The organism is Streptomyces sp. NBC_01224 (assembly GCF_036002945.1).
Classification (GTDB): domain Bacteria; phylum Actinomycetota; class Actinomycetes; order Streptomycetales; family Streptomycetaceae; genus Streptomyces.
In genome coordinates, this window is sequence record NZ_CP108529.1 from 4,863,029 (window position 1) to 4,885,055 (window position 22,027).

Annotated in this window: 20 protein-coding genes, 1 tRNA gene and 1 pseudogene; 15 read left to right on the forward strand and 7 right to left on the reverse strand. The window is 67.5% G+C overall.

What is annotated here, in order from left to right; translation table 11 throughout:
• The first annotated feature begins 1 nt into the window (after position 1).
• The 5 genes and pseudogenes from OG609_RS21710 to OG609_RS21730 all read left to right on the forward strand — a co-directional run bounded on the left by OG609_RS21710 (position 2) and on the right by OG609_RS21730 (position 4,308).
• A complete protein-coding gene (locus OG609_RS21710) occupies positions 2 to 487 on the forward strand; it encodes a helix-turn-helix domain-containing protein (protein ID WP_327274337.1) in 486 nt (161 codons plus the stop codon).
• 188 nt (positions 488 to 675) lie between these two features.
• Positions 676 to 894, forward strand: coding sequence for a helix-turn-helix domain-containing protein (locus tag OG609_RS21715; protein WP_327274338.1), 219 nt, complete (start codon positions 676 to 678; stop codon positions 892 to 894).
• A pseudogene (locus OG609_RS21720) lies at positions 894 to 2,050 on the forward strand (tyrosine-type recombinase/integrase). Before OG609_RS21715 ends, OG609_RS21720 begins: the two are co-directional and overlap by 1 nt.
• Positions 2,051 to 2,291: 241 nt before the next feature.
• Complete coding sequence (locus OG609_RS21725) at positions 2,292 to 3,278, forward strand: hypothetical protein (protein ID WP_327274339.1); 987 nt, start codon at positions 2,292 to 2,294, stop codon at positions 3,276 to 3,278.
• 304 nt (positions 3,279 to 3,582) lie between these two features.
• Positions 3,583 to 4,308: a hypothetical protein gene (locus OG609_RS21730; protein ID WP_327274340.1), complete on the forward strand. Its 726-nt coding sequence runs from the start codon at positions 3,583 to 3,585 to the stop codon at positions 4,306 to 4,308.
• Between the two features lie 34 nt (positions 4,309 to 4,342).
• On the opposite strand, the gene OG609_RS21735 is transcribed toward OG609_RS21730, so the two are convergent.
• Both OG609_RS21735 and OG609_RS21740 read right to left on the reverse strand, forming a co-directional pair.
• Positions 4,343 to 5,225 (reverse strand): IS5 family transposase gene (locus tag OG609_RS21735; RefSeq protein ID WP_327274341.1). Its coding sequence is split into 2 segments (ribosomal slippage): positions 4,343 to 4,843 and positions 4,845 to 5,225, totalling 882 coding nucleotides; the frame shifts between segments, so codons are not numbered across the junction.
• A gap of 135 nt (positions 5,226 to 5,360) precedes the next feature.
• Positions 5,361 to 5,434 (reverse strand) — tRNA-Gly (locus OG609_RS21740).
• A 467-nt stretch (positions 5,435 to 5,901) separates the two neighbouring features.
• Here OG609_RS21740 and dcd point away from each other — a divergent pair.
• Both dcd and OG609_RS21750 read left to right on the forward strand, forming a co-directional pair.
• Positions 5,902 to 6,477: a dCTP deaminase gene (gene dcd, locus OG609_RS21745; protein ID WP_072487843.1), complete on the forward strand. Its 576-nt coding sequence runs from the start codon at positions 5,902 to 5,904 to the stop codon at positions 6,475 to 6,477.
• A 7-nt stretch (positions 6,478 to 6,484) separates the two neighbouring features.
• On the forward strand, positions 6,485 to 6,985 hold the full coding sequence (locus OG609_RS21750; RefSeq protein WP_327274342.1) for a phosphoribosyltransferase: 501 nt from the start codon (positions 6,485 to 6,487) through the stop codon (positions 6,983 to 6,985).
• 141 nt (positions 6,986 to 7,126) lie between these two features.
• Here OG609_RS21750 and OG609_RS21755 read toward each other — a convergent pair whose 3' ends face one another.
• The 3 genes from OG609_RS21755 to OG609_RS21765 form a co-directional block, all read right to left on the reverse strand.
• Positions 7,127 to 8,083: a Yip1 family protein gene (locus OG609_RS21755; protein WP_327274343.1), complete on the reverse strand. Its 957-nt coding sequence runs from the start codon at positions 8,081 to 8,083 to the stop codon at positions 7,127 to 7,129.
• A 194-nt stretch (positions 8,084 to 8,277) separates the two neighbouring features.
• Positions 8,278 to 10,557: a (Fe-S)-binding protein gene (locus OG609_RS21760; RefSeq protein WP_327274344.1), complete on the reverse strand. Its 2,280-nt coding sequence runs from the start codon at positions 10,555 to 10,557 to the stop codon at positions 8,278 to 8,280.
• A gap of 102 nt (positions 10,558 to 10,659) precedes the next feature.
• Complete coding sequence (locus tag OG609_RS21765; RefSeq protein WP_327274345.1) at positions 10,660 to 11,373, reverse strand: sugar transferase; 714 nt, start codon at positions 11,371 to 11,373, stop codon at positions 10,660 to 10,662.
• Between the two features lie 265 nt (positions 11,374 to 11,638).
• Between OG609_RS21765 and dnaK the strand changes: the two genes are divergently transcribed.
• The 5 genes from dnaK (at position 11,639) to OG609_RS21790 (ending at position 16,417) form a co-directional block, all read left to right on the forward strand.
• Entirely contained in the window at positions 11,639 to 13,492 is a 1,854-nt protein-coding gene (gene dnaK / locus OG609_RS21770) for a molecular chaperone DnaK (RefSeq protein WP_327274346.1), read from the forward strand.
• Positions 13,489 to 14,130 (forward strand): nucleotide exchange factor GrpE, encoded by a 642-nt coding sequence (gene grpE, locus OG609_RS21775; protein WP_327274347.1) that lies wholly within the window; start codon positions 13,489 to 13,491, stop codon positions 14,128 to 14,130. Before dnaK ends, grpE begins: the two co-directional genes overlap by 4 nt.
• A 93-nt stretch (positions 14,131 to 14,223) precedes the next feature.
• Positions 14,224 to 15,411 (forward strand): molecular chaperone DnaJ, encoded by a 1,188-nt coding sequence (gene dnaJ, locus OG609_RS21780; RefSeq protein WP_327274348.1) that lies wholly within the window; start codon positions 14,224 to 14,226, stop codon positions 15,409 to 15,411.
• Between the two features lies 1 nt (position 15,412).
• The gene (locus tag OG609_RS21785; protein WP_093899393.1) at positions 15,413 to 15,859 is read left to right on the forward strand and encodes a heat shock protein transcriptional repressor HspR; all 447 of its coding nucleotides are present in this window, start codon (positions 15,413 to 15,415) and stop codon (positions 15,857 to 15,859) included.
• Positions 15,860 to 16,111: 252 nt separating this feature from the next.
• Entirely contained in the window at positions 16,112 to 16,417 is a 306-nt protein-coding gene (locus tag OG609_RS21790; protein ID WP_327274349.1) for a hypothetical protein, read from the forward strand.
• A gap of 360 nt (positions 16,418 to 16,777) precedes the next feature.
• Here the strand turns inward: OG609_RS21790 and OG609_RS21795 are convergent, their stop codons facing one another.
• A complete protein-coding gene (locus OG609_RS21795) occupies positions 16,778 to 17,764 on the reverse strand; it encodes a helix-turn-helix transcriptional regulator (protein WP_327274350.1) in 987 nt (328 codons plus the stop codon).
• 129 nt (positions 17,765 to 17,893) lie between these two features.
• Between OG609_RS21795 and OG609_RS21800 the strand changes: the two genes are divergently transcribed.
• Positions 17,894 to 18,304 (forward strand): 5'-nucleotidase, encoded by a 411-nt coding sequence (locus OG609_RS21800; protein WP_327274351.1) that lies wholly within the window; start codon positions 17,894 to 17,896, stop codon positions 18,302 to 18,304.
• Positions 18,301 to 18,621: a (2Fe-2S)-binding protein gene (locus tag OG609_RS21805; protein ID WP_093899390.1), complete on the forward strand. Its 321-nt coding sequence runs from the start codon at positions 18,301 to 18,303 to the stop codon at positions 18,619 to 18,621. Before OG609_RS21800 ends, OG609_RS21805 begins: the two co-directional genes overlap by 4 nt.
• A 116-nt stretch (positions 18,622 to 18,737) precedes the next feature.
• On the opposite strand, the gene OG609_RS21810 is transcribed toward OG609_RS21805, so the two are convergent.
• Positions 18,738 to 19,142 (reverse strand): pyridoxamine 5'-phosphate oxidase family protein, encoded by a 405-nt coding sequence (locus OG609_RS21810; RefSeq protein WP_327274352.1) that lies wholly within the window; start codon positions 19,140 to 19,142, stop codon positions 18,738 to 18,740.
• A 205-nt stretch (positions 19,143 to 19,347) separates the two neighbouring features.
• Here OG609_RS21810 and clpB point away from each other — a divergent pair, with 205 nt between their 5' ends.
• Positions 19,348 to 21,948 carry an ATP-dependent chaperone ClpB gene (clpB, locus tag OG609_RS21815; protein ID WP_327274353.1) on the forward strand — a complete coding sequence of 867 codons (2,601 nt, stop codon included), beginning with the start codon at positions 19,348 to 19,350 and terminating at the stop codon, positions 21,946 to 21,948.
• Positions 21,949 to 22,027 lie beyond the last annotated feature (79 nt).

Below are 22,027 nucleotides of genomic sequence, written 5' to 3' on the forward strand. Positions count from 1 at the left end.
AATGCCGGATGACGAGGGAGCCCCCGAGGGGGTGCTCCTCAGCGGCGAGGAGCACGCCGCCGTGCGGGTCAAGCTGGAGCGCGAGAAGCGCGGCTGGAGCACCACCACGCTGTCCGACCGAATGAACGACGTCGGCTTCGACATGAACCCGTCTGCGGTCTGGCGCATCGAGAACCGCAAGCGTCGAATCAACCTCGACGAGGCCATCGGTTTCGCCGAGATCTTCGGCGTCCCGCTCAGCAACTTCGTCGGGCCGCCCAGCCTGGCGACCATGGGCCGGGCCATGGAGCTGATCGACAACGTCGTAGCCGCCTACAGAGCCTCCAACCGTGCCAACCACGAGGCACGGAAGGCCCGCGACCAGCTCGACGCCTATCTCGCCGAACACCCGGACATCCGTAAGGAGGCTGACGTGATGGTCTCCAACGCCATCGCCGCCGAACTGATGAAGAGCAACGAAGAGTACGGCCCCGCCTCCGACGCATAGCCGCTCACTCCAACTGGCGCAGCGGAAACGCAAACCCTCGCTGTGGCCGTCCTGCCCATCCCATCCCTGAACGACACGAGGCCAGGCGCGGGGTTGCCGCCCCATCCGCCGGCCGGAACCGGAGCACTCACTTGCGCCCTTCGGCGATAACGCACGCCCCCGTCCAGCGCCCGCGACCCCAGGGGGAGGTGACCACTACCGACACCCTCCTCACCGTGGAGCAGGCCGCCGAACGCCTCGGCACCGGCGTGCGCTTCATCCGGCGACTCATCCAGGAGCGCCGCATCCGCTACGTCAAACTCGGCAAGCCCGTACGGATACCCGAGAGCGCCATCGCCGCGTACATCGAGGAACGCGCCGTTCCGACTCTCGGCGAGACGCGTTCCCGCTTCGGGAAGGCCGCCTGATGGCGGCCCGCAAGCTGCAGCGGCGGCGCGAATTCGGCACCGTTCGTCAACTCCCATCGGGGCGGTGGCAGGTGCGCTACTGGGCCCCGGACGGCAGCCGCCGCACCGCCCCGGAGACCTTCGAGACGCGTACCGATGCCCAGTCCTGGCTCACGCTCACCCAGGCCGACATCGAGCGCAAGCACTGGGTGGACCCCGACGCCGGCTCGGTCAACTTCGAGACGTACGCCATGAAGTGGGTCGAGGAGCGCGGGCTCTCCGCCACCACGGAGGAGCTGTACCGAAGGCTCCTGCGCCTGCACCTGCTGCCCGAATTCGCCACGGTGAACCTGGACGACATCACGCCGCCGGGCGTGCGCACCTGGCGGGCCGAGCGGTTGGGGGCGACCGGTGCGACGACCGTCGCCAAGTCCTACCGCCTCCTCAAAGCCATCATGGAGACGGCGACCGACGACGAACTGATCCGCCGCAACCCCTGCCGGATCAGGGGCGCCGGCAGCGAGAAAGCCAAGGAACGCCCGACGGCCACCGTCGAACAGGTCGACGCGCTCGCCGACGCCATGGGACCGAGGTGGCGGCTGATGGTCTACTTCGGCGCCTACGGGCCCATGCGCCCGGAGGAACAGGCCGCCCTCCGGCGCCCCGACGTCACGCTCGACCCTCTCGCGGTCAAGATCCGTGACGCCGCACCCGAGCTGACCACCGGCCGTCGCATCGAAGGCGACACGAAGTCGGCCGCCGGAAGGCGAACCGTCTTCCTCCCGGCCTTCCTGTACATCGAGGTGAAGCGTCACCTCGACTGGTATGCCGAGAAGGAACCCGACGGGCTCCTGTTCGTCGGGGAGAAGGGCGCTCCCTTCCGCCGGTCCACCTTCGGCCGCAAGTGGCGGAGGGCCCGGGCCAAGGTCGGCCTGCCAGAGGGCTTCCGCTTCTACGACCTCCGCCACACCGGCCACACCCTGCCACCCAGTCGGGAGCCACGCTCAAGGACACGATGGTCCGCGCCGGCCAGTCCTCGGAGAAGGCAGCCATGGTCTACCAGCATTCCCCGATGGAGCGGCAAATGGAGGTCGCGGACGGCATCGATGACTTGGTTCGTGCCCAACGGGCCAAGGCAGCGGCGGTTGTTGAGTCGCAGAGTGCTCGCGAAGCGTAACGAGCAGACTGGCCCGGGGCTGTCTGAACACAGCCCCGGGCTTGTTACGTGGCGGAATGATGTTCGTCCGGCCGACGTGCCGCTCGCTTCCGCAGTGGCGGAGACGCGGATACGCCTCGGGCAGTGATGCCCATCTTCGCTCGTGCTGTCAGACGTTGCATCTACGCTGCCTCTCACCGAGGACACAGGGGGAACAGTGAGTGGTGCGGGATCGCCGCAGTGGCGGCATCCAGTACGGGGGGTGCACAACCGGCAGGTCGAGAAGCGCGTAGGGCGGGCGGAAAAGGCTGCGGCTGATCTGGGTATCGCCTTCGATGCGCACAGTGTCCGTAAGGCACTCGCGTTTCGGTGGGGCCCCTATCTGCTGAGGCTGCGGCGAGTGCTTGTCGCCTTCGTGGTTCTGGGCATCACGGCCGTCGTTACTTACGGCCCGGCCTGCCGACCTGGCGGGATTCTCGATGCTGGTCCCGTATCTTGCGGGTCCTACTCCGCTTACGTCCTCGGACCCGGGGGTGACCCGCGGACGGCTGGGGCCCTCGTCTGCATCTCGGTGGTCCTCGTATTTGTGTGGTCGCTATGGCGCGCGGACCACATCGCGCGCTGCTACGAGCCGCTGTACCCGCTCCTCAGCTTGCTCTCGGCCAGTGGGGATCTGGTCGGTATGGCGGAAAGCCACTACACGGATGCAGGGAGACTCCGCAAGAAGGTCAGAAGAGTGGGTCTCCCTCTGCGGGAGGTCGCCGGAGATGCTGCATCTGCGTTCGGGGCTGGCCGGGCAATCCGAAAGGAACTCGTAAGCCACGTACGGCTGGTGGAGACGGCGTTTACGCAGGCGGCAGACGAACTTATGCGGGATCGCGAGGGCGCGGCGCGGAAGCTTGGTCTGCTTGCCGCGACTGCCGCGAGCAGCATCGCTGTCGATCGCTTTCAGGAGATGCTCCCGGAGGCACTGCTCCCGAGCGAGGAATCTGGAGAGGGCTCTTTGGCACCTGACCGGGTGGACGGTCTCCGCTTGGCGAAGGCGTGCATGTGGTCGGTACTCTGCGTCACGCTCTTCTCGTTGCTCCTCGCGTGGCTAGGTGCCCCGGCGGAGCTGATGGCGCCATTGGCAATACTGGCCTTCCCGGTGGCCGTATACGTGCTTTTGGCGGCGCGGCATGGGCTCAACGAGGCGTCACGTCTGACGCGAAGCATCAGCGCATTCTTCTCCTCTGGACCTCCGCTCTGACGCTGGCTGCTCATGTGCGGCTGTTCGAACTGCTGCCCGTGTCGACGGCGGTCCGCTAGACGCAGACTCTTTGCAGTCGAGAGTTCGCACTTGACCGCCCGAACAGTGACCCAGGTCACAAGAAGTGCGTCTCGTGATTCGAGATGTCTGGACAAGCGTTCTCTGGGGCGGGTCGTGAACGGCTCGCGAAACAGCGCTTTCGGGCGACTTAGGGCCTGTCCGACGGGTCGCTCGGGGATGCATCATGACTAACCCGCAACCACGGAATCGCCCCTGACCCACCTGGGCAAGGTTCAATGCCGGAGTGGTCACCTGGGTGGATATGCATGATTGCTGGTTTGAGGTCGGTCGTGTTCCGAAGCTCTTGGAGCAGGTCGAGCATGATGACGACCCAGCAGCGTGGAAGGAACTGGGATGGCGGCTCGTTCTCGAGCATGACTTGGTGTCCCCGGCCAGTTTCGCTGCCCTGCCGCGTCTGGTGCGGCTCACGCCGCGCAGCGCGAAGGCGCGGCACCTGGCGGGGGAGATTCTCGAACGTGCAGCAGGGCACCATAGTTGCGACGATCTCCTGGCGGATTGCGCCGGCGCCATTGCGGAGTTCCGCGAGGTGCTGGGTAGGCACCTGCGGTCGAGGCCAGCTGACTTCCTCGTGTCCTTGCGTGCCCTGCTCGCGGTCGAGGAGGAGTACCACTGGGCGGCGGTCCTTGGCGACTTCGAGGATGACTTCTACCCCTTGGCGTGTCCGCACTGTGAGGTCGGGGTCAGGATCGCCATCGGCAACTACGGGAAGTACTCAGCGGCCCAGGACTGGAACCTGGGTGATGTGGAACGAAGGGATTTGCGGCCGTTGGCCGCCGAGAAGCTAACCGGAACTGGCAGGTGGATGTTCGAGATGGCCGTCCACGCAGGTCAGACGGTACTCGCCGACGGAATTTCTCATCTATTCGGACGTGCGGAATGCCCGCTCTGTGCCAGCGTCTTCAACGTCGCGGACGAGTACACCTCCGCCAACCGTCCGGTCATGGGATAAGCCGCAACAAAATCGGCAGCGACCTGGCCATGTCTCACGCACGAAGCCAGAGCCGGATCGAAGCGATGGTGACCGTCCCGTGAAAGACGTAAGCCCTTTTGTCATAGCGAGTCGCGACCGCACGGAAGGACTTCAGCCGGTTGATCGTCCGCTCCACTTCATTGCGGCGCCGGTAGATCTCCCTGTCGAACCTGGTCGGCCGGCCGCCTTGACTGCCTCGCCTTTGGCGGTTGGCACGCTGGTCTCTGGGCTCCGGGATGGTGTGCTTGATCTGACGCCGCCGCAGGTAGCGGCGGTTTCGACGCGACGAATAGGTTTTGTCGCCGCCAAGGTGGTCGGGCCGAGTACGTGGGTGTCCGCCAGCCGGCCTGGGGACCCGGATCTGTTCCATCACGGCGATCAACTGCGGGGCATCGCCCCACTGGCCAGGAGTGATGACGGATGCGAGAGGGCGACGTCCACCCTCGCCCGCCAGATGGATTTTGCAGGTCAGCCCGCCCCTCGAACGGCCCAGGGCCTCATCGGCCCGGTGTCGAACGGGGGGTGCTACGACTGCCGGGAACTCTTGGCGGACGAGAGTGCGCACCTGCCGCGTGCTGGTGAGCTCGGCATGAGGTCGAGTCGACGCTGACCATGCTCCAGTCGATCCGGCCCTCGGTATCGGCGTCGGCCTGGACGGCTCGCAGGATCCTCTCCCACGTGCCGTCCGCTGACCACCTGCGATGACGGTCATGCACCGTCTTCCACTTCCCAAAACGGGACGGCAGATCCCTCCACGGCAGGCCCGTCCGCTGCCGGAACAGAATCCCGTTGATCACACGGCGGTGGCACTGCCACCGCCCACCTCGGCCCACACGCCTGGGCAGGTGAGGTTCCAGCCGAGCCCATTCCTCATCCGAAAGATCACCCCGCCCCATGTCGACCGAAACGATCGACCCGAGGGTGAGTCACACGACCCATCGGACACGCCCTAGGGCACGCGGAGGGCACGGAGCCCTCTAAATGGTCTAGACAACAAGCAAGGCCCCGATCGATGACCAGGGCCTTCATTATGGAGCGGGTGACGAGAATCGAACTCGCGCTCTGAGCTTGGGAAGCTCATGTTCTACCATTAAACTACACCCGCGAAGCGAGCCGATTGATCAGCTCTGCACCGTCCACACTGTACCCCATGCCAGGTCCCCGGCGTTTGAGCCGTGGGGCCTTTTCGTTGCGGGGGGAGGGTGGATGCGGGTGCCGTGGGCGGGAGTTGGGGGCGTAGCGTGGGTGGTCGGAGTGCCGCCTGGAGTGGCGTCCCGTTCATCCCCTAATGTGGCTTTTTCGTCCAAGGCTTGTTGGGGAAGGGACTTGATGGACTCCATGGAGCGCACCGTCGTCCGCTGTGCCGAAGGGCACGTTTTCGCTACCGCTTCGTTCCCGATGCAGCAGCTCGGGTCCGGGCGGATCGGTCCCGGGCGGCTCATTCGCTGTCCTCGTTGTGCGCGGCTTCGGCATGCCGTGCCTGTGGTGTTCGAGGAGCGCTAGGAGAGGTCACAGGCGCGCGGGGCGGTCCCGGATTGGGGCGGGCCCGCGCGTTCTGCGTATCCTCGGGGCGTGCTTCTCTCAGATAAGGACATCCGGGCCGAGATCGACGCCGGACGTGTACGCATTGATCCGTTCGACGCGTCGATGGTGCAGCCCTCGAGCATCGATGTGCGGCTCGACCGCTACTTCCGGGTGTTCGAGAACCACCGCTATCCACATATTGATCCAGCCGTTGAGCAGGCCGATCTGACGCGCATGGTCGAGCCGGACGGGGACGAGGCGTTCATCCTGCACCCCGGTGAGTTCGTGCTCGCTTCGACATACGAGGTCATCTCGCTGCCCGACGATCTTGCGTCGCGGCTGGAGGGCAAGAGTTCGCTGGGGCGGCTCGGTCTTGTGACGCATTCGACCGCCGGATTCATCGACCCCGGTTTCTCCGGGCACGTGACCCTGGAACTGTCGAATCTCGCCACGTTGCCGATCAAGCTGTGGCCGGGGATGAAGATCGGGCAGCTCTGCATGTTCCGGCTGAGTTCGCCTTCGGAGTTCCCGTACGGCTCCGAGCGGTACGGATCGCGGTACCAGGGCCAGCGCGGGCCGACCGCGTCGCGGTCGTTCATGAATTTCCACCGGACCCAGGTGTGATGCCGGAATGAACGGTGATGTGCGGGAGAACCTGACGTACGAGGGGTTCGGTCATGCGGTGCGTGAGCTGGCGCAGACCGTGGCCGACGACGGATTCGAGCCCGATGTCGTGCTGAGCATCGCGCGGGGCGGGGTATTCGTCGCGGGCGGGCTCGCTTATGCCCTGGACTGCAAGAACATTCATCTGGTGAATGTGGAGTTCTATACCGGGGTGGGTACGACCCTGGAAATGCCGGTCATGCTCGCGCCCGTTCCGAATGTGATCGACTTCTCGGACAAGAAGGTTCTGATCGCCGACGACGTCGCCGATACCGGGAAGACGCTGAAGCTGGTGCGCGATTTCTGTATCGATCACGTTGCCGAGGTGCGCAGCGCGGTCATCTACGAGAAGCCGCATTCGCTCGTGAAGTGCGAGTACGTGTGGAAGAAGACCGATCGCTGGATCAACTTCCCGTGGAGCGTGGACAAGCCCGTCGTGCCGCGTAGCGGGCAGGTTCTCGACGCGTAGAGCCGGCGGTCCGCGGCCGGTGGTGTGTGGTCAGGGGTGGCCGAGATGCGCGGCACGGTCATCCGCGAGCAGTCGCACCCGCAAGAGGAAGAGCCCCCGACGCGGTGTGTCGGGGGCTCTTCCTCAGATGGTCGGATGCCGTCAGATCGTGCCCAGCTTGATGATCGACAGCAGCGCGATCAGCTGGATCGCGGATGCGCCCAGCGCCTTCGGCCACGGCAGGTCGTGCGACTTGCTCACCATCGAGGTGAAGAGCGCGGCCGAGGCCAGCCAGGTGATCCAGCCGAGGACCTGGACCAGGGAGTTCTCGCCGCCGAGGAAGAGCGCGAATATCAGGCGGGGGGCGTCCGTGATCGACATGATCAGCATGGAGAGGCCCACGGTCGGCTGCCAGGAGCCGTCGCCGCCGAGCTGGCGGGCGAGCGTATGCGTGACCGCGCCCAGGACCAGGCCGCCGATGACGAAGCCGATGCCCGTGATGACGACGTAGGGCACCGCTGTGGAGATCGTCGCGTGGATCGCGTCGTCCCGGGCCTGGTCGAAGCCGAAGAGGGCGAGCAGGCCGTACAGGAACGTGACGATGAGCGCCGGGCCCCAGACCGGGTAGTCGCGCATCTGCCAGAACGTCGGTCCCGGGCGCAGCACGATGCCGGTGATCAGGTCCTTCCACGGCAGCCGCGGGCCCGCGGGCTGGGCGGGGGCCTGGCCGGCGCGGTAGGTGTTGCCGTCGCCGTAGGGGTCCTCGCCGATGCTGAACGCCTGGGTGTGACCGGGGGAGTTGGCGTACGGGTCGCCGTGCTGGGGGGACCCGTGGGGGTGGTGGGGCTGCTGGTACGGGTCGCCGAAATACTCCGGCTCGCCGTGGCCGCCACTGTTGTAGCCGTTGCCGTAGCCGCCGTTGTGCTCGCCGGGCCCGTTGTTTCCACCGTGCCCGCCGTTGTTGTACGGGGGCGGGGCGCCGTTGCCTCCCGTCGGCGGCCATGGCTGCCGGGCGTACGGCGGTGGTGCCTGTGTGCCGTACGGCTGCTGCCGCGGTTGCTGTTGCGCTTGCTGCGGGGTGCGGTTGTCCCGGCCGCGTCCGATCCTGAATCCAGCCACGTCGTCGAACGTACCTGGTCTGCGTGGGTGCGGTGAGAGGGCCTGGGGAACCTGCCCGCCATTGCGGCCGAGCTGTGACATCCCCTAGGGGAACCCTGGGGGGTCGGCCCCATGCGCAGCCGTGCGGGAATACAGAAGCGGCCGGTCCTGCCCCCGAGGCAGGTCCGGCCGCTTCTGTCGCACGACAGCCCTGGCTACTTCACCGGCTCGGGCTCCGGTGCGTCCGCCGGCTCCGCCTCGCCGGCCGGGTCGGCCGGGGTCTTCACGGAGTCCAGCAGCAGCTGCGATACGTCGACCACCTGGACCGACTCCTTCGCCTTGCCGTCGTTCTTCTTGCCGTTGACCGAGTCGGTCAGCATGACGAGGCAGAACGGGCAGGCGGTGGAGACGATGTCCGGGTTGAGGGAGAGGGCTTCGTCGACGCGCTCGTTGTTGATGCGCTTGCCGATCCGCTCCTCCATCCACATCCGGGCGCCACCGGCACCGCAGCAGAAGCCGCGCTCCTTGTGGCGGTGCATCTCCTCGTTCCTGAGGCCCGGGACCTTCGCGATGATCTCGCGCGGCGGGGTGTAGATCTTGTTGTGACGGCCCAGGTAGCACGGGTCGTGGTACGTGATCAGGCCCTCGACCGGGGTCACCGGGATCAGCTTGCCCTCGTCGATGAGGTGCTGGAGCAGCTGGGTGTGGTGGATGACCTCGTACTCACCGCCGAGCTGCGGGTACTCGTTCGCGATGGTGTTGAAGCAGTGCGGGCAGGTCGCGACGATCTTCTTGGACGACTTGGGCTTCTTCGTCGTCTCGACCCCGCCGTCCTCGTCGAGGGACTCGCCGAACGCCATGTTCAGCATCGCGACGTTCTCCTGGCCGAGCTGCTGGAACAGCGGCTCGTTGCCCAGGCGGCGGGCCGAGTCACCGGTGCACTTCTCGTCGCCGCCCATGATCGCGAACTTGACGCCCGCGATGTGGAGGAGCTCCGCGAAGGCCTTGGTGGTCTTCTTGGCCCGGTCTTCGAGAGCGCCCGCGCAGCCGACCCAGTACAGGTAGTCGACCTCGGACAGGTCCTCGACGTCCTTGCCGACGATCGGGACCTCGAAGTCGACCTCCTTGGTCCACTCGACGCGCTGCTTCTTGGCGAGCCCCCAGGGGTTGCCCTTCTTCTCCAGGTTCTTGAGCATCGTGCCCGCCTCGGACGGGAACGCGGACTCGATCATCACCTGGTAGCGGCGCATGTCGACGATGTGGTCGATGTGCTCGATGTCGACCGGGCACTGCTCCACGCACGCACCGCAGGTGGTGCAGGACCAGAGCACGTCCGGGTCGATGACGCCGTTCTCCTCGGCCGTTCCGATCAGCGGGCGCTCGGCCTCCGCGAGAGCCGCGGCCGGGACGTCCTTGAGCTGCTCCTCGGACGCCTTCTCGTTGCCCTCCATGTCCTTGCCGCCACCGGCCAGCAGATACGGGGCCTTGGCGTGCGCGTGGTCGCGCAGGGACATGATCAGGAGCTTCGGGGAGAGCGGCTTGCCGGTGTTCCAGGCCGGGCACTGCGACTGGCAGCGACCGCACTCCGTACACGTGGAGAAGTCGAGGATGCCCTTCCAGGAGAACTGCTCGACCTGGGAGACACCGAAGACGTCGTCCTCGCCCGGGTCCTCGAAGTCGATCTCCTTGCCGCCCGACGTCATCGGCTGCAGCGCGCCGAGCGCGACCGCTCCGTCCGCGTTCCGCTTGAACCAGATGTTCGGGAAGGCGAGGAAGCGGTGCCAGGCGACACCCATGTTCGTGTTGAGCGAGACCGTGATCATCCAGATCAGCGAGATGCCGATCTTCATCATCGCGGTGAAGTAGATGAGGTTCTGCAGCGTGCCGAGCGCGAGGCCCTTGAACGCGAGGACCAAGGGGTATGAGATGAAGTACGCGGCGTCGTAGCCCTCGACGTGGTGGATCGCGCCCTCAAGACCGCGCAGGGTCAGGATCGCCAGACCGATGCCGAGGATGACGTACTCGACGAAGTACGCCTGCCAGGCCTTGGAGCCAGTGAAACGGGACTTGCGGCCGGCCCGGGACGGCAGGTTCAGCAGCCGGATGGCGATCAGCACGAGGATGCCGACCGTCGTCATCAGACCGATGAACTCGGTGTACATCTCGAACGGCAGCCAGTTGCCGATGATCGGCAGGACCCAGTCGGCCTTGAAGAGCTGCCCGTATGCCTGGAGCAGCGTCGGCGGCAGCGTCAGGAAGCCGATGGCGACGAACCAGTGCGCGAAGCCGACGATCCCCCACCGGTTCATCCGGGTATGGCCGAGGAATTCCTTGACCAGGGTGATCGTGCGCTGTTTCGGGTTGTCGGTGCGGCTGCCTGCCGGGACCGGCTGTCCGAGCTTGACGAACCGGTAGATCTGCGCGACGGCTCGGGCGATGAGCGCAACGCCGACCACAGTCAGCACCAGCGACACGATGATCGCGGCGAGTTGCATTTGGGGGCTCCTCGGGCCTGCGAGGGTGGGATCCAGCGTCTACGAGCGAATACTGGCAATTACTAAGCAGTAACTTAATCAGTCTGTGCTGACACTATCCACTTATTCCGCCGCGCTGTAGCCGCATCGGCGGTGATCTGTGTCGCTCAGGTGTGCCTTGCCGCGCCGGGTGAGTCCGCGGATCGCCCTGCGCAGCGGAGTGTGTACGGCTCTCGCCAGGATGGCCAGGTCGAGTCCCACCCAGTGGTGCTCGGCGTAGTGCTGGTCGAGCAGGGCCGGCTCGTCCCATGGCATTCCGGAGCGGGAGCGTACCTGCGCCAGGCCGGTGAGGCCCGGTTTCAGTTCCTGCCGCCAGTGTCTCGCGGCGGTGGTGGCGGCGGTTTCCGGGGTATCGGCATCGGCTCCGGGCGTCCGGGCCCGCTCGTCGTCCGGTGCCAGGGGCTCCGGGCCGACCAGGGAGAGGTCTCCCCGTACGACGTGCGGCAGCCGGGAGAGCAGATCCAGTCGCAGCCGCCGGGTGCGCAGCGAGTGCAGTACGAAGAGGTGGCCGCCCAGGCCGATCCGGGGTGAGTGGGTCAGTACGCCGCCGGGGAGCCGCCGCGCCGCGAGGGCGAGGGCGCCCGCGGCGAGCAGGGGGGCGGCCAGGGCCAGCAGGGCCGAGCCGAGGGTCAGGTCCAGTACGCGCTTGGCCGACGGCCACGCCTGCCTCCATTCCCGTAGCCACTCCCATGTCCACTCCCGCCGCTGTACCTGCATATGGATCGGCGCGCGGCCCGGCGTGCGGCCCGGCCTCTGCCCCTGTCTCTGCCTCTGCATCGTTCGCACCTGCCTGGGGGTCGGGCGGATCTGGTGCCGGTTTTGCGTGACTCACGGCATTTTGTGACAGAACGATCCCATGGCGCGATGATGGGGGCGGCCTGCGTGGCCCGTGGGGCGGGTGGGTGTCGCCCTTGATCTCCTTGTGCGCGCGAGGTGCGTGCACGATAGTTGAGTCGGCCCGACTCAACTCTGTTGACACTGGGACGCCTGTCGTGCATCCTTGAGTCAGTTCCACTCAAGTAGTCAAGCTGGAGGAATTGAAATGGCACGTGCGGTCGGCATCGACCTGGGCACGACTAACTCCGTCGTCAGCGTTCTCGAAGGCGGCGAGCCCACCGTCATCACCAACGCAGAGGGCGCCAGGACCACGCCGTCCGTCGTCGCCTTCGCGAAGAACGGCGAGGTGCTGGTCGGCGAGGTCGCCAAGCGTCAGGCGGTGACCAACGTCGACAGGACCATCCGCTCCGTCAAGCGCCACATGGGCACTGACTGGAAGATCGACCTGGACGGCAAGAGCTTCAACCCGCAGCAGATGAGCGCCTTCATCCTGCAGAAGCTGAAGCGGGACGCCGAGTCGTACCTGGGCGAGAAGGTGACCGACGCGGTCATCACGGTCCCCGCGTACTTCAACGACTCCGAGCGTCAGGCGACGAAGGAGGCCGGCGAGATCGCGGGCCTGAACGTCCTGCGTATCGTCAACGAGCCGACGGCCGCCGCGCTGGCGTACGGGCTCGACAAGGACGACCAGACGATCCTCGTCTTCGACCTCGGTGGCGGCACCTTCGACGTATCGCTGCTGGAGATCGGCGACGGTGTCGTCGAGGTGAAGGCCACCAACGGTGACAACCACCTCGGTGGTGACGACTGGGACCAGCGCGTCGTCGACTACCTGGTGAAGCAGTTCGCCAACGGTCACGGCGTGGACCTGTCCAAGGACAAGATGGCTCTCCAGCGTCTGCGCGAAGCTGCGGAGAAGGCGAAGATCGAGCTCTCGTCCTCGACCGAGACCTCGATCAACCTGCCCTACATCACGGCGTCCGCCGAGGGCCCGCTGCACCTGGACGAGAAGCTCACGCGCTCGCAGTTCCAGCAGCTCACCGCCGACCTCCTGGACCGCTGCAAGAGCCCGTTCCACAACGTCATCAAGGACGCGGGCATCCAGCTCTCCGAGATCGACCACGTCGTTCTCGTCGGTGGCTCCACCCGTATGCCGGCCGTCGCCGAGCTCGTCAAGGAGCTGACCGGTGGCCAGGAGGCCAACAAGGGTGTGAACCCGGACGAGGTCGTCGCCATCGGTGCCTCGCTCCAGGCCGGTGTCCTCAAGGGCGAGGTCAAGGACGTCCTGCTCCTCGACGTCACCCCGCTGTCCCTCGGTATCGAGACCAAGGGCGGCATCATGACGAAGCTCATCGAGCGCAACACCACGATCCCGACCAAGCGCTCCGAGATCTTCACGACGGCCGAGGACAACCAGCCGTCCGTGCAGATCCAGGTCTACCAGGGCGAGCGCGAGATCGCGGCGTACAACAAGAAGCTCGGAATGTTCGAGCTGACCGGCCTGCCGCCGGCCCCGCGTGGCGTCCCGCAGATCGAGGTCGCGTTCGACATCGACGCGAACGGCATCATGCACGTCGCCGCCAAGGACCTCGGCACCGGCAAGGAGCAGAAGATGACCGTCACCGGCGGCTCCTCGCTGCCGAAGGACGAGGTCAACCGGATGCGTGAGGAGGCCGAGCAGTACGCGGAGGAGGACCACCGCCGTCGCGAGGCCGCCGAGTCCCGCAACCAGGGCGAGCAGCTCGTCTACCAGACGGAGAAGTTCCTCAAGGACAACGAGGACAAGGTCCCCGGTGACGTGAAGACGGAGGTGGAGACCGCGCTCACCGAGCTGAAGGAGAAGCTCAAGGGCGAGGACACCGCCGAGATCCGTACCGCCACCGAGAAGGTCGCGGCCGTCTCCCAGAAGCTGGGCCAGGCGATGTACGCCAACGCCCAGGCCGAGGGCGGCCCGCAGGGTGACCCGCAGCCGGGCGCCCAGCAGGCCAAGGCCGACGACGACGTCGTCGACGCCGAGATCGTGGACGACGAGAAGGACGCGAAGGGCGGTGCGGTGTGACCGAGGAGACTCCGGGTTTCGAGGAGAAGCCCGACGTCCCCTCCGGCGCCACTTCTGACGGAGCTGAGCCGAAGGACGTCCCTTCCTCTCCCGAGGAGGAGGCGTCCCCGGCCGGGGACGCAGTACAGACAGTCGGTCTGACGGCCCAGCTGGACCAGGTCCGCACCGCGCTCAACGAGCGCACGGGCGACCTCCAGCGGCTCCAGGCCGAGTACCAGAACTACCGTCGCCGCGTCGAGCGGGACCGGGCCACGGTCAAGGAGATCGCAGTCGCGGGTCTCCTGTCCGAGCTCCTGCCCGTGCTCGACGACGTCGGCCGGGCCCGTGAGCACGGCGAGCTCGTGGGCGGGTTCAAGTCGGTGGCCGAATCACTGGAGACGGTCGTCGCCAAGCTGGGCCTGCAGCAGTTCGGCAAGGAGGGCGAGCCCTTCGACCCGACGATCCACGAAGCCCTGATGCACTCGTACGCGCCGGATGTCACCGAGACGACCTGCGTGGCGATCCTGCAGCCGGGGTATCGGATCGGCGAGCGCACCATCCGCCCCGCGCGGGTGGCGGTGGCCGAACCCCAGCCGGGTGCGGCAGCCAAGGAAGAGAAGGCAACCGACGAGGAGAGCGGTGGCACCGAGGAGGTCTGACATCCCGTCTGACCACCTCGTGGCCCACCGCCCGGCCGTGCGACCGGCCAACGGGCCGGCCGCATGGCCGATCGTCCGGAAGGAGGGACGTCGATGAGCACGAAGGACTTCGTCGAGAAGGACTACTACAAGGTCCTCGGCGTCCCCAAGGACGCCACCGACGCCGAGATCAAGAAGGCGTACCGGAAGCTCGCCCGCGAGTTCCACCCGGACGCCAACAAGGGCGACGACAAGGCGGAGGAGCGCTTCAAGGAGATCTCCGAGGCGAACGACATCCTCGGCGACAGCAAGAAGCGCAAGGAGTACGACGAGGCGCGCGCCCTCTTCGGCAACGGCGGCTTCAGGGCCGGCCCCGGAGGCGCCGGGGGCAACTTCAACTTCGACCTGGGCGATCTCTTCGGAGGCACCCAGGGCGGGGGCGCGGGCGGCGGAGCCGGCGGTTTCGGCGGCGGCGGCGGCCTGGGCGATGTCTTCGGCGGCCTGTTCAACCGGGGCGGTACGGGGACGCGTGTGCAGCCGCGCCGCGGCCAGGACATCGAGTCCGAGGTGACGCTCAGCTTCATCGAGGCGGTCGAAGGGGCCACGGTCCCGTTGCGGATGTCCAGCCAGGCGCCCTGCAAGGCGTGTTCCGGCACCGGTGACAAGAACGGCACCCCCAGGGTCTGCCCGACCTGTCTCGGCACCGGCCAGGTGTCGCGCGGCACCGGCGGCGGCTTCTCGCTCACCGACCCCTGCGTGGACTGCAAGGGCCGGGGCCTCATCGCCCAGGACCCCTGCGATGTCTGCAAGGGCAGCGGACGGGCGAAGTCCTCCCGGACCATGCAGGTCAGGATTCCGGCGGGCGTCTCGGACAGCCAGCGGATCCGGCTGCGCGGCAAGGGCGGCCCGGGCGAGCGCGGCGGACCGGCCGGCGATCTCTACGTCGTGGTCCATGTCGACGCCCACCCGGTCTTCGGCCGCAGGGGCGACAACCTCACGGTCACCGTGCCCGTCGACTTCACGGAGGCGGCGCTCGGCGGCGAGGTGAAGGTGCCCACGCTCGGCGGTTCGCCGGTCACCCTGAAACTGCCGGCCGGCACCCCCAACGGGCGCACGATGCGCGCCCGCGGCAAGGGCGCCGTACGCAAGGACGGCACCCGGGGCGACCTGCTGGTCACCGTCGAGGTGACGGTGCCCAAGGACCTCAGCACCGAGGCCAGGGACGCGCTGGAGGCCTACCGGAAGGCGACTGCGGGCCACGACCCGCGGGCGGAGCTGTTCCAGGCTGCGAAGGGAGCTTGAGGTGGACGGCCGACGACGCAATCCGTACGAACTGACCGATGAGTCACCGGTGTACGTGATCTCGATCGCGGCCCAGCTCTCGGGCCTGCATCCGCAGACGCTGCGCCAGTACGACCGCCTCGGCCTGGTCTCCCCCGACCGTACGGCCGGGCGCGGCAGGCGCTACTCGGCCCGCGACATCGAGCTGCTGCGCACCGTGCAGCAGCTGTCGCAGGACGAGGGCATCAACCTCGCCGGCATCAAGCGCATCATCGAACTGGAGAACCAGGTCGCCGCCCTCCAGCAGCGCGTCGCCGAGCTCTCGGCGGCGGTGGACGGCGCGGCGGTGGCGATGCAGCAGCGCGAGGCCCAGGTTCATGCCTCGTACCGGCGCGATCTGGTGCCGTATCAGGATGTGCAGCAGACCAGCGCGTTGGTGGTCTGGCGGCCGAAACGGCCGAAGGACTGAGCGGGTCCGGCCGTCGGGCCGGACGATTCGCTCACGATTCGTTTCGTTCAGGGCCGGGGAGTCGACCTACGGGTCGGCCCCCGGCCCTTCGCCGTGCGCCCGCCGCCCTGTGTACGCCCCCGGGCTCCGGCCGGAACCCGGCCCATGTTCGATCACGCTCGCGACAATGGGGCGGGGGTCTGTCACCGTCCCCGCTCGTTCCGGAGCACCGGGCCGGGGCGATCCGCCCGGTGGCGCAGTCGGGAGTCACGCATGTCCATGGTCGGCCTCTTCTGGATCACCGGCACAGCGGCCCACATAGGCGCCCCACCGAACGAACCCGGCCCCGGCGTGCTGCTCACCGAGGAGGGGCTGACAGGGCTCGGGGCGGACCAGAGCGGCCGGTGGACGTGGGACGGAATCCAGCGCGTGACGGTGGCCGGTGTACCCGTGCGGTCCTCGGGGCGCAGGGCCGCGGGGACGGGTGTGGCCCTGAGGTCGGCGCCGGTGCCCTGGACGAACGGCCTCCCCGAGAGGGCCTGTTCGTACACCTCGTCGGAGAACTGGTCGACCGAGTAGTCGAACCGCTCGTACAACGCCGCACTCGTCGCACGGACCGCGCCGGCCGCCCGCCAGGTCGTACACCTGCCCCGGGACGACGGGCTCGTCGAGGACGCAGACGGCTGTGGTGCCGCTCTGGTTGGTGACGGGCGGTCGGCGAGGCACTTCCTCGGCCGTCCCCGACTGGACGATGAGGGCGCCGGGTTGAGTCCGGCCGGAGGCGTTGAGCATCCGCATGAGCCGGGAGATGTGCGCGCGGCGGGTGCGGACGCCGATGCCCAGACGTAGTGGGGGAGGGACGCTCGTCGTGCCTGGTGATGAACCTCTCCGGTGCAGGGGGCCGCGGTCGTTCTCCCCCGTATTGCGATTGCGGCCCCTTCAGCCCGGATCCTGTTCAAGAATCCCTGACCGGGCTATCAGGTAGCCGAGTTGCGCCCGGCTGTTGCTGCCGAGGACGGCGGACAGTTTGGCGACGTGCGCGCGGCAGGTGCGGACGTTCATGCCGAGGCGCCGGGCGATCGAGTCGTCGACATATCCATCTACGAGGAGTTGGGCGATGGAGCGCTGGACGCCACTGATTCCCTTGGGGGTCGGGTCGTACTTGACCTCTTCCAGGAGTGGAGCCGCACGGGTCCAGAGCTGCTCGAATACCTTGACGAGATACTCGACCAGCCCGGGATGGCGCAGTTCCAGGGCGACTTGGCGGTCGTCCTGGGCGGGTATGAACGCGACCGTGCGGTCGAAGACGATGAGTCGCTCTATGAGCTCCTCAAGCGTCCGGATCTCCACGTTGTCGTCGGCCATCCGCTCGGCGTAGGCCAGGGTGCCGGGGCTGTGACGCACCGTGTGCTGATAGAGAGTGCGAATGCTGACACCGCGGTCCACCACGGAGAGGCCCCTTTGCAGGGCTTCGCTGAGGCGGTCTTCGCTACGGCCGCCGCCGGGCTGGACGGTGAGGACTTCGGAGCGGCACTCCGCCGTGGCGAGATCGAGTGCCGCGTTGATGCGGTTGAAGCCCTCCAGCACGGTGATCGCGTGGGTGGTCGGCGGGTCCTGTGCGCTGATGTCCATGAACGGCTCGAAGGACTCGGCAAGCAGGACCGAATGCCGTCGGCGCTCCTGGATTTCGCGTTCTATGGGGTGCAGGCGTTTCGCCAGAGCGGCGGACGGTGGGACGGGCCGCAGCCAGTCGGGGTCGTCGGGGTCGGGGTGCAGCAGGGCGAAGTCCATGAGGCAGGGCGCCGGTTCCACCTCGCTTCGGGCGATACGTCCCGAGCGCAAAGCGCTGGCGTAGAGGCGGACTCCCGCTTCGCACAGCTCGGTGATCCCATGAGGATGTGTCGGCTTTGTATCGCTTGTGACCATATTCTCCACCCCCCAGGTTCCTGAACATGCAGGAACATGATGCATCGACTCGGTGGTGTTCGTGTGCCCAGGTGAGACATCGTCTTAGGTGCGGGGGAGAAGAATCCACAAGTGAGGACGAAGCCGACTATGTATAAGCGAATGCTTCGCTCGGCGCTTGCCGCCTCGTTCGTCGCGGCCCTGGGACTCGGGGTACTGGGCGCCAGCGACATCGCCTGGAGCAGCGGGGCAGCATCCTCGCCGGACGACATCGCCTGGTCCACTCAGGCGTCTGCGCCGGGTGACATCGCGTGGTCCACTCAGGCGTCTGCGCCGGGCGACATCGCCTGGTCCATTCAGGCGTCTGCGCCGGGTGACATCGCGTGGTCCACTCAGGCGTCTGCGCCGGGCGACATTGCCTGGTCCATTCAGGCGTCTGCGCCGGGTGACATCGCGTGGTCCACTCAGGCGTCGGCGCCGGGCGACATTGCATGGAGCGTCGACGCGGCAGTCGAGCCCGGTGACATCGCCTGGTCCGAACCGACCCATCAGGGCGCATGACCATCCCGCCGGACGACCGGACCTTCCGGCGGGAAATGGCCACGGCCTACCGATCAGGCTGGCATTTCATCGATCTCGTCACTGCCATCCCCCGCTGTGGCGACTCGCTGATGGTCACTCTGTTCGGCGACCCCATCGTTGTCGCACGTGAAGAAGACGACGAAGTACGTGCCTACCGGTGCCTCCGCAAGCCGCGTGGAGCCCCGCAGCCCGTTCGCTGCGCGATTCGGTACGACATGATTTTCGTCAACCTCGACCGGCGGGACCACCAGCTGTTCGAGCCAGAGACTATTTCCGCCACCCCCCGCAGTGCCTGAGCGATCCCCCGTCGTTACATGTCGCTCGGCACTCCCCCACACAACGGCGCCATCGTGACCTGAACACGATGGCGCCGTTGTGCTGCCCCGGAAGCCCCGGAAGCCCGCAGTCCTGCTCACGCCCTGCCGAGCGCCCGGTCCAGGGTGATCTCGATGACGACGCGGTCCGGGTTGGGTGCCGGTGTGCGTTCGTAGCGTTCCGCGTAGCGGCGTACCGCGTCGGCGATCACGTCCGGTTCCGTGCGTACCGTCGCGCGACCCTCCAGTGTTGCCCAGCGGCCGCGGTCGACCTGGCAGGCCGCGACCCGGGCGCCGGCCGGGCCCGCGGCCAGGATGTTGGCGACCTTCTGACTGCCCTTGTTGGTGATGACGCGGGCGAGCCCGGCCTCGGGGTCGTACGTCACGCCCACCGGCACCACGTGCGGCGTGCCGTCGGGGCGGGGTGTGGTCAGGGTGCACAGGTGGTACTCGCGCCAGAACGCGAGGTACTCGGGGCTCGGATTCGTCACGTCGACTGCCATGGGGAACAGGGTAGGGAGTGCGCATCCGCGGCCCGCCCCTGCGGTGGCGGAGGTTCTCTCCGGCCGGTTGACTCGGAATCGCACCCGGGAGAGCACTCCGGAAGAGGTGACTCAGCTAGCTTGAGTGGAATAGACTCAACTTTGTGCACGTTGATCTAGTCAGTGATGTGGAGAGACCAGTCACCGCAAGGAGGAGAGAGCGCACGTGGACGCCGAGCTGACCAACAAGAGCCGGGATGCCATCAACGCGGCCACCAGCAGGGCCGTGAAGGACGGACACCCCGATCTGACCCCCGGGCATCTGCTGCTCGCGCTGCTCGCGGGCGAGGACAACGCGAACATCATCGACCTGCTCGCCGCCGTCGAGGCCGACCAGATCGCCGTACGCACCGAGACGGAGCGGCTCCTGGGCGCGGAGCCCAGCGTCACCGGGTCGACCGTCGCCCCTCCGCAGCCCAACCGCGAGCTGCTCGCCGTCATCGCGGACGCCGCGCAGCGCGCGAAGGAGCTCGGCGACGACTACCTCTCCACCGAGCACCTGCTGATCGGGATCGCCGCCGAGGGCGGCCGCGCCGGTGAGATCCTGAGCGCTCAGGGGGCCAGTGCGAAGAGGCTGCTGGACGCGTTCGAGAAGAGCAGGGGAGGGCGCCGGGTGACCACACCCGACCCGGAGGGTCAGTACAAGGCCCTGGAGAAGTTCGGTACGGACTTCACGGCCGCCGCCAGGGACGGCAAGCTCGACCCGGTCATCGGACGTGACCAGGAGATCCGGCGTGTGGTCCAGGTCCTGTCGCGGCGTACGAAGAACAACCCCGTACTCATCGGCGAGCCCGGCGTCGGCAAGACCGCCGTCGTCGAGGGGCTCGCCCAGCGCATCGTCAAGGGTGACGTCCCCGAGTCCCTGCGGAACAAGCGGCTCGTCTCGCTCGACCTCGGCGCGATGGTCGCGGGCGCCAAATACCGCGGTGAGTTCGAGGAACGGCTGAAGACCGTCCTCTCCGAGATCAAGGAGAGCGACGGGCAGATCATCACCTTCATCGACGAGCTGCACACCGTCGTCGGCGCAGGCGCCGGCGGCGACTCCGCCATGGACGCGGGCAACATGCTCAAGCCGATGCTGGCCCGCGGCGAGCTCCGCATGGTCGGCGCGACGACGCTCGACGAGTACCGCGAGCGGATCGAGAAGGACGCCGCCCTGGAACGCCGCTTCCAGCAGGTGCTGGTGGCGGAGCCGAGCGTCGAGGACACCATCGCGATCCTGCGCGGCCTCAAGGGCCGTTACGAGGCCCACCACAAGGTCTCCATCGCGGACTCCGCGCTGGTGGCCGCCGCGACCCTGTCCGACCGCTACATCACCTCCCGCTTCCTCCCCGACAAGGCCATCGACCTGGTCGACGAGTCGGCGTCCCGGCTGCGCATGGAGATCGACTCCTCGCCTGTCGAGATCGACGAACTCCAGCGCGCCGTCGACCGCCTCCACATGGAGGAGCTGGCCCTCAAGAACGAGACCGACCCCGGCTCCAGGCAGCGTCTGGAGAAGCTCCGCCGCGACCTCGCCGACAAGGAGGAGGAGCTGCGCGGCCTCACCGCCCGCTGGGAGAAGGAGAAGCAGGGACTCAACCGCGTCGGTGAACTGAAGGAACGCCTCGACGAACTGCACGGCCAGGCCGAACGCGCCCAGCGCGACGGCGACTTCGACACCGCTTCCAAGCTGCTGTACGGGGAGATCCCCGGCCTGGAGCGGGAGCTGGCGGAGGCGACCGAGGCCGAGCAGGAGGCCGCCAAGGACACGATGGTGAAGGAGGAGGTCGGCCCGGACGACATCGCCGACGTCGTCGGCTCCTGGACCGGCATCCCGGCCGGCCGCCTGCTGGAGGGCGAGACCCAGAAGCTGCTCCGCATGGAGGACGAGCTCGGCAAGCGCCTCATCGGGCAGACCGAGGCCGTACGGGCGGTGTCGGACGCGGTACGCCGTACCCGCGCCGGAATCGCCGACCCCGACCGGCCCACCGGTTCGTTCCTCTTCCTCGGCCCGACCGGTGTCGGTAAGACGGAACTCGCGAAGGCGCTCGCCGACTTCCTGTTCGACGACGAGCGGGCCATGGTCCGCATCGACATGAGCGAGTACAGCGAGAAGCACAGCGTGGCGCGTCTCGTCGGCGCCCCGCCCGGCTACGTCGGCTACGAGGAGGGCGGCCAGCTCACGGAGGCGGTCCGCCGCCGCCCGTACAGCGTCGTCCTGCTGGACGAGGTCGAGAAGGCCCACCCCGAGGTCTTCGACATCCTGCTCCAGGTCCTCGACGACGGCCGGCTCACCGACGGACAGGGCCGGACGGTGGACTTCCGCAACACCATCCTGATCCTGACCTCCAACCTCGGCAGCCAGTTCCTGATGGATCCGCTGACCGAGCCCGAGGTGAAGAAGGAACAGGTCCTGGAGGTCGTACGGGCCTCGTTCAAGCCGGAGTTCCTCAACCGGCTCGACGACCTGGTGGTCTTCTCCGCCCTGTCCGGCGACGAGCTCTCGCACATCGCGAAGCTCCAGATCGACCGGCTCGCGGGGCGTCTGGCCGAGCGCAGGCTCACCCTGGACGTCACGCCGGAGGCCCTGGCCTGGCTGGCCGAGGAGGGCAACGACCCGGCCTATGGAGCACGGCCGCTGCGCCGCCTCATCCAGACGGCGATCGGCGACCGGCTCGCGAAGGAGATCCTCGCGGGCGAGGTCAAGGACGGGGACACCGTCCGGGTGGACCGGGTCGGGGACGGCCTGCTCGTCGGCCCCGCGACCTCGGGGAAGACCTTGTAGATCCTGTAGACGGCGTACGAGCTGTTCGACGTCATGTCCCCGGCCGGAAGACCACGCGTCCCGGCCGGGGACTCGTCGT

What these genes read in the sequence shown, in the direction of transcription:
- OG609_RS21795 (WP_327274350.1), bottom strand. Translation starts at nt 17,764, where the DNA reads ATGGTCACAAGCGATACAAAGCCGACACATCCTCATGGGATCACCGAG.
- OG609_RS21710 (WP_327274337.1), top strand. Translation starts at nt 2, where the DNA reads ATGCCGGATGACGAGGGAGCCCCCGAGGGGGTGCTCCTCAGCGGCGAG.
- dnaK (WP_327274346.1), top strand. Translation starts at nt 11,639, where the DNA reads ATGGCACGTGCGGTCGGCATCGACCTGGGCACGACTAACTCCGTCGTC.
- OG609_RS21790 (WP_327274349.1), top strand. Translation starts at nt 16,112, where the DNA reads ATGTCCATGGTCGGCCTCTTCTGGATCACCGGCACAGCGGCCCACATA.
- OG609_RS21800 (WP_327274351.1), top strand. Translation starts at nt 17,894, where the DNA reads ATGTATAAGCGAATGCTTCGCTCGGCGCTTGCCGCCTCGTTCGTCGCG.
- OG609_RS21810 (WP_327274352.1), bottom strand. Translation starts at nt 19,142, where the DNA reads ATGGCAGTCGACGTGACGAATCCGAGCCCCGAGTACCTCGCGTTCTGG.
- OG609_RS21760 (WP_327274344.1), bottom strand. Translation starts at nt 10,557, where the DNA reads ATGCAACTCGCCGCGATCATCGTGTCGCTGGTGCTGACTGTGGTCGGC.
- OG609_RS21765 (WP_327274345.1), bottom strand. Translation starts at nt 11,373, where the DNA reads ATGCAGAGGCAGAGACAGGGGCAGAGGCCGGGCCGCACGCCGGGCCGC.
- OG609_RS21750 (WP_327274342.1), top strand. Translation starts at nt 6,485, where the DNA reads ATGAACGGTGATGTGCGGGAGAACCTGACGTACGAGGGGTTCGGTCAT.
- dnaJ (WP_327274348.1), top strand. Translation starts at nt 14,224, where the DNA reads ATGAGCACGAAGGACTTCGTCGAGAAGGACTACTACAAGGTCCTCGGC.
- OG609_RS21805 (WP_093899390.1), top strand. Translation starts at nt 18,301, where the DNA reads ATGACCATCCCGCCGGACGACCGGACCTTCCGGCGGGAAATGGCCACG.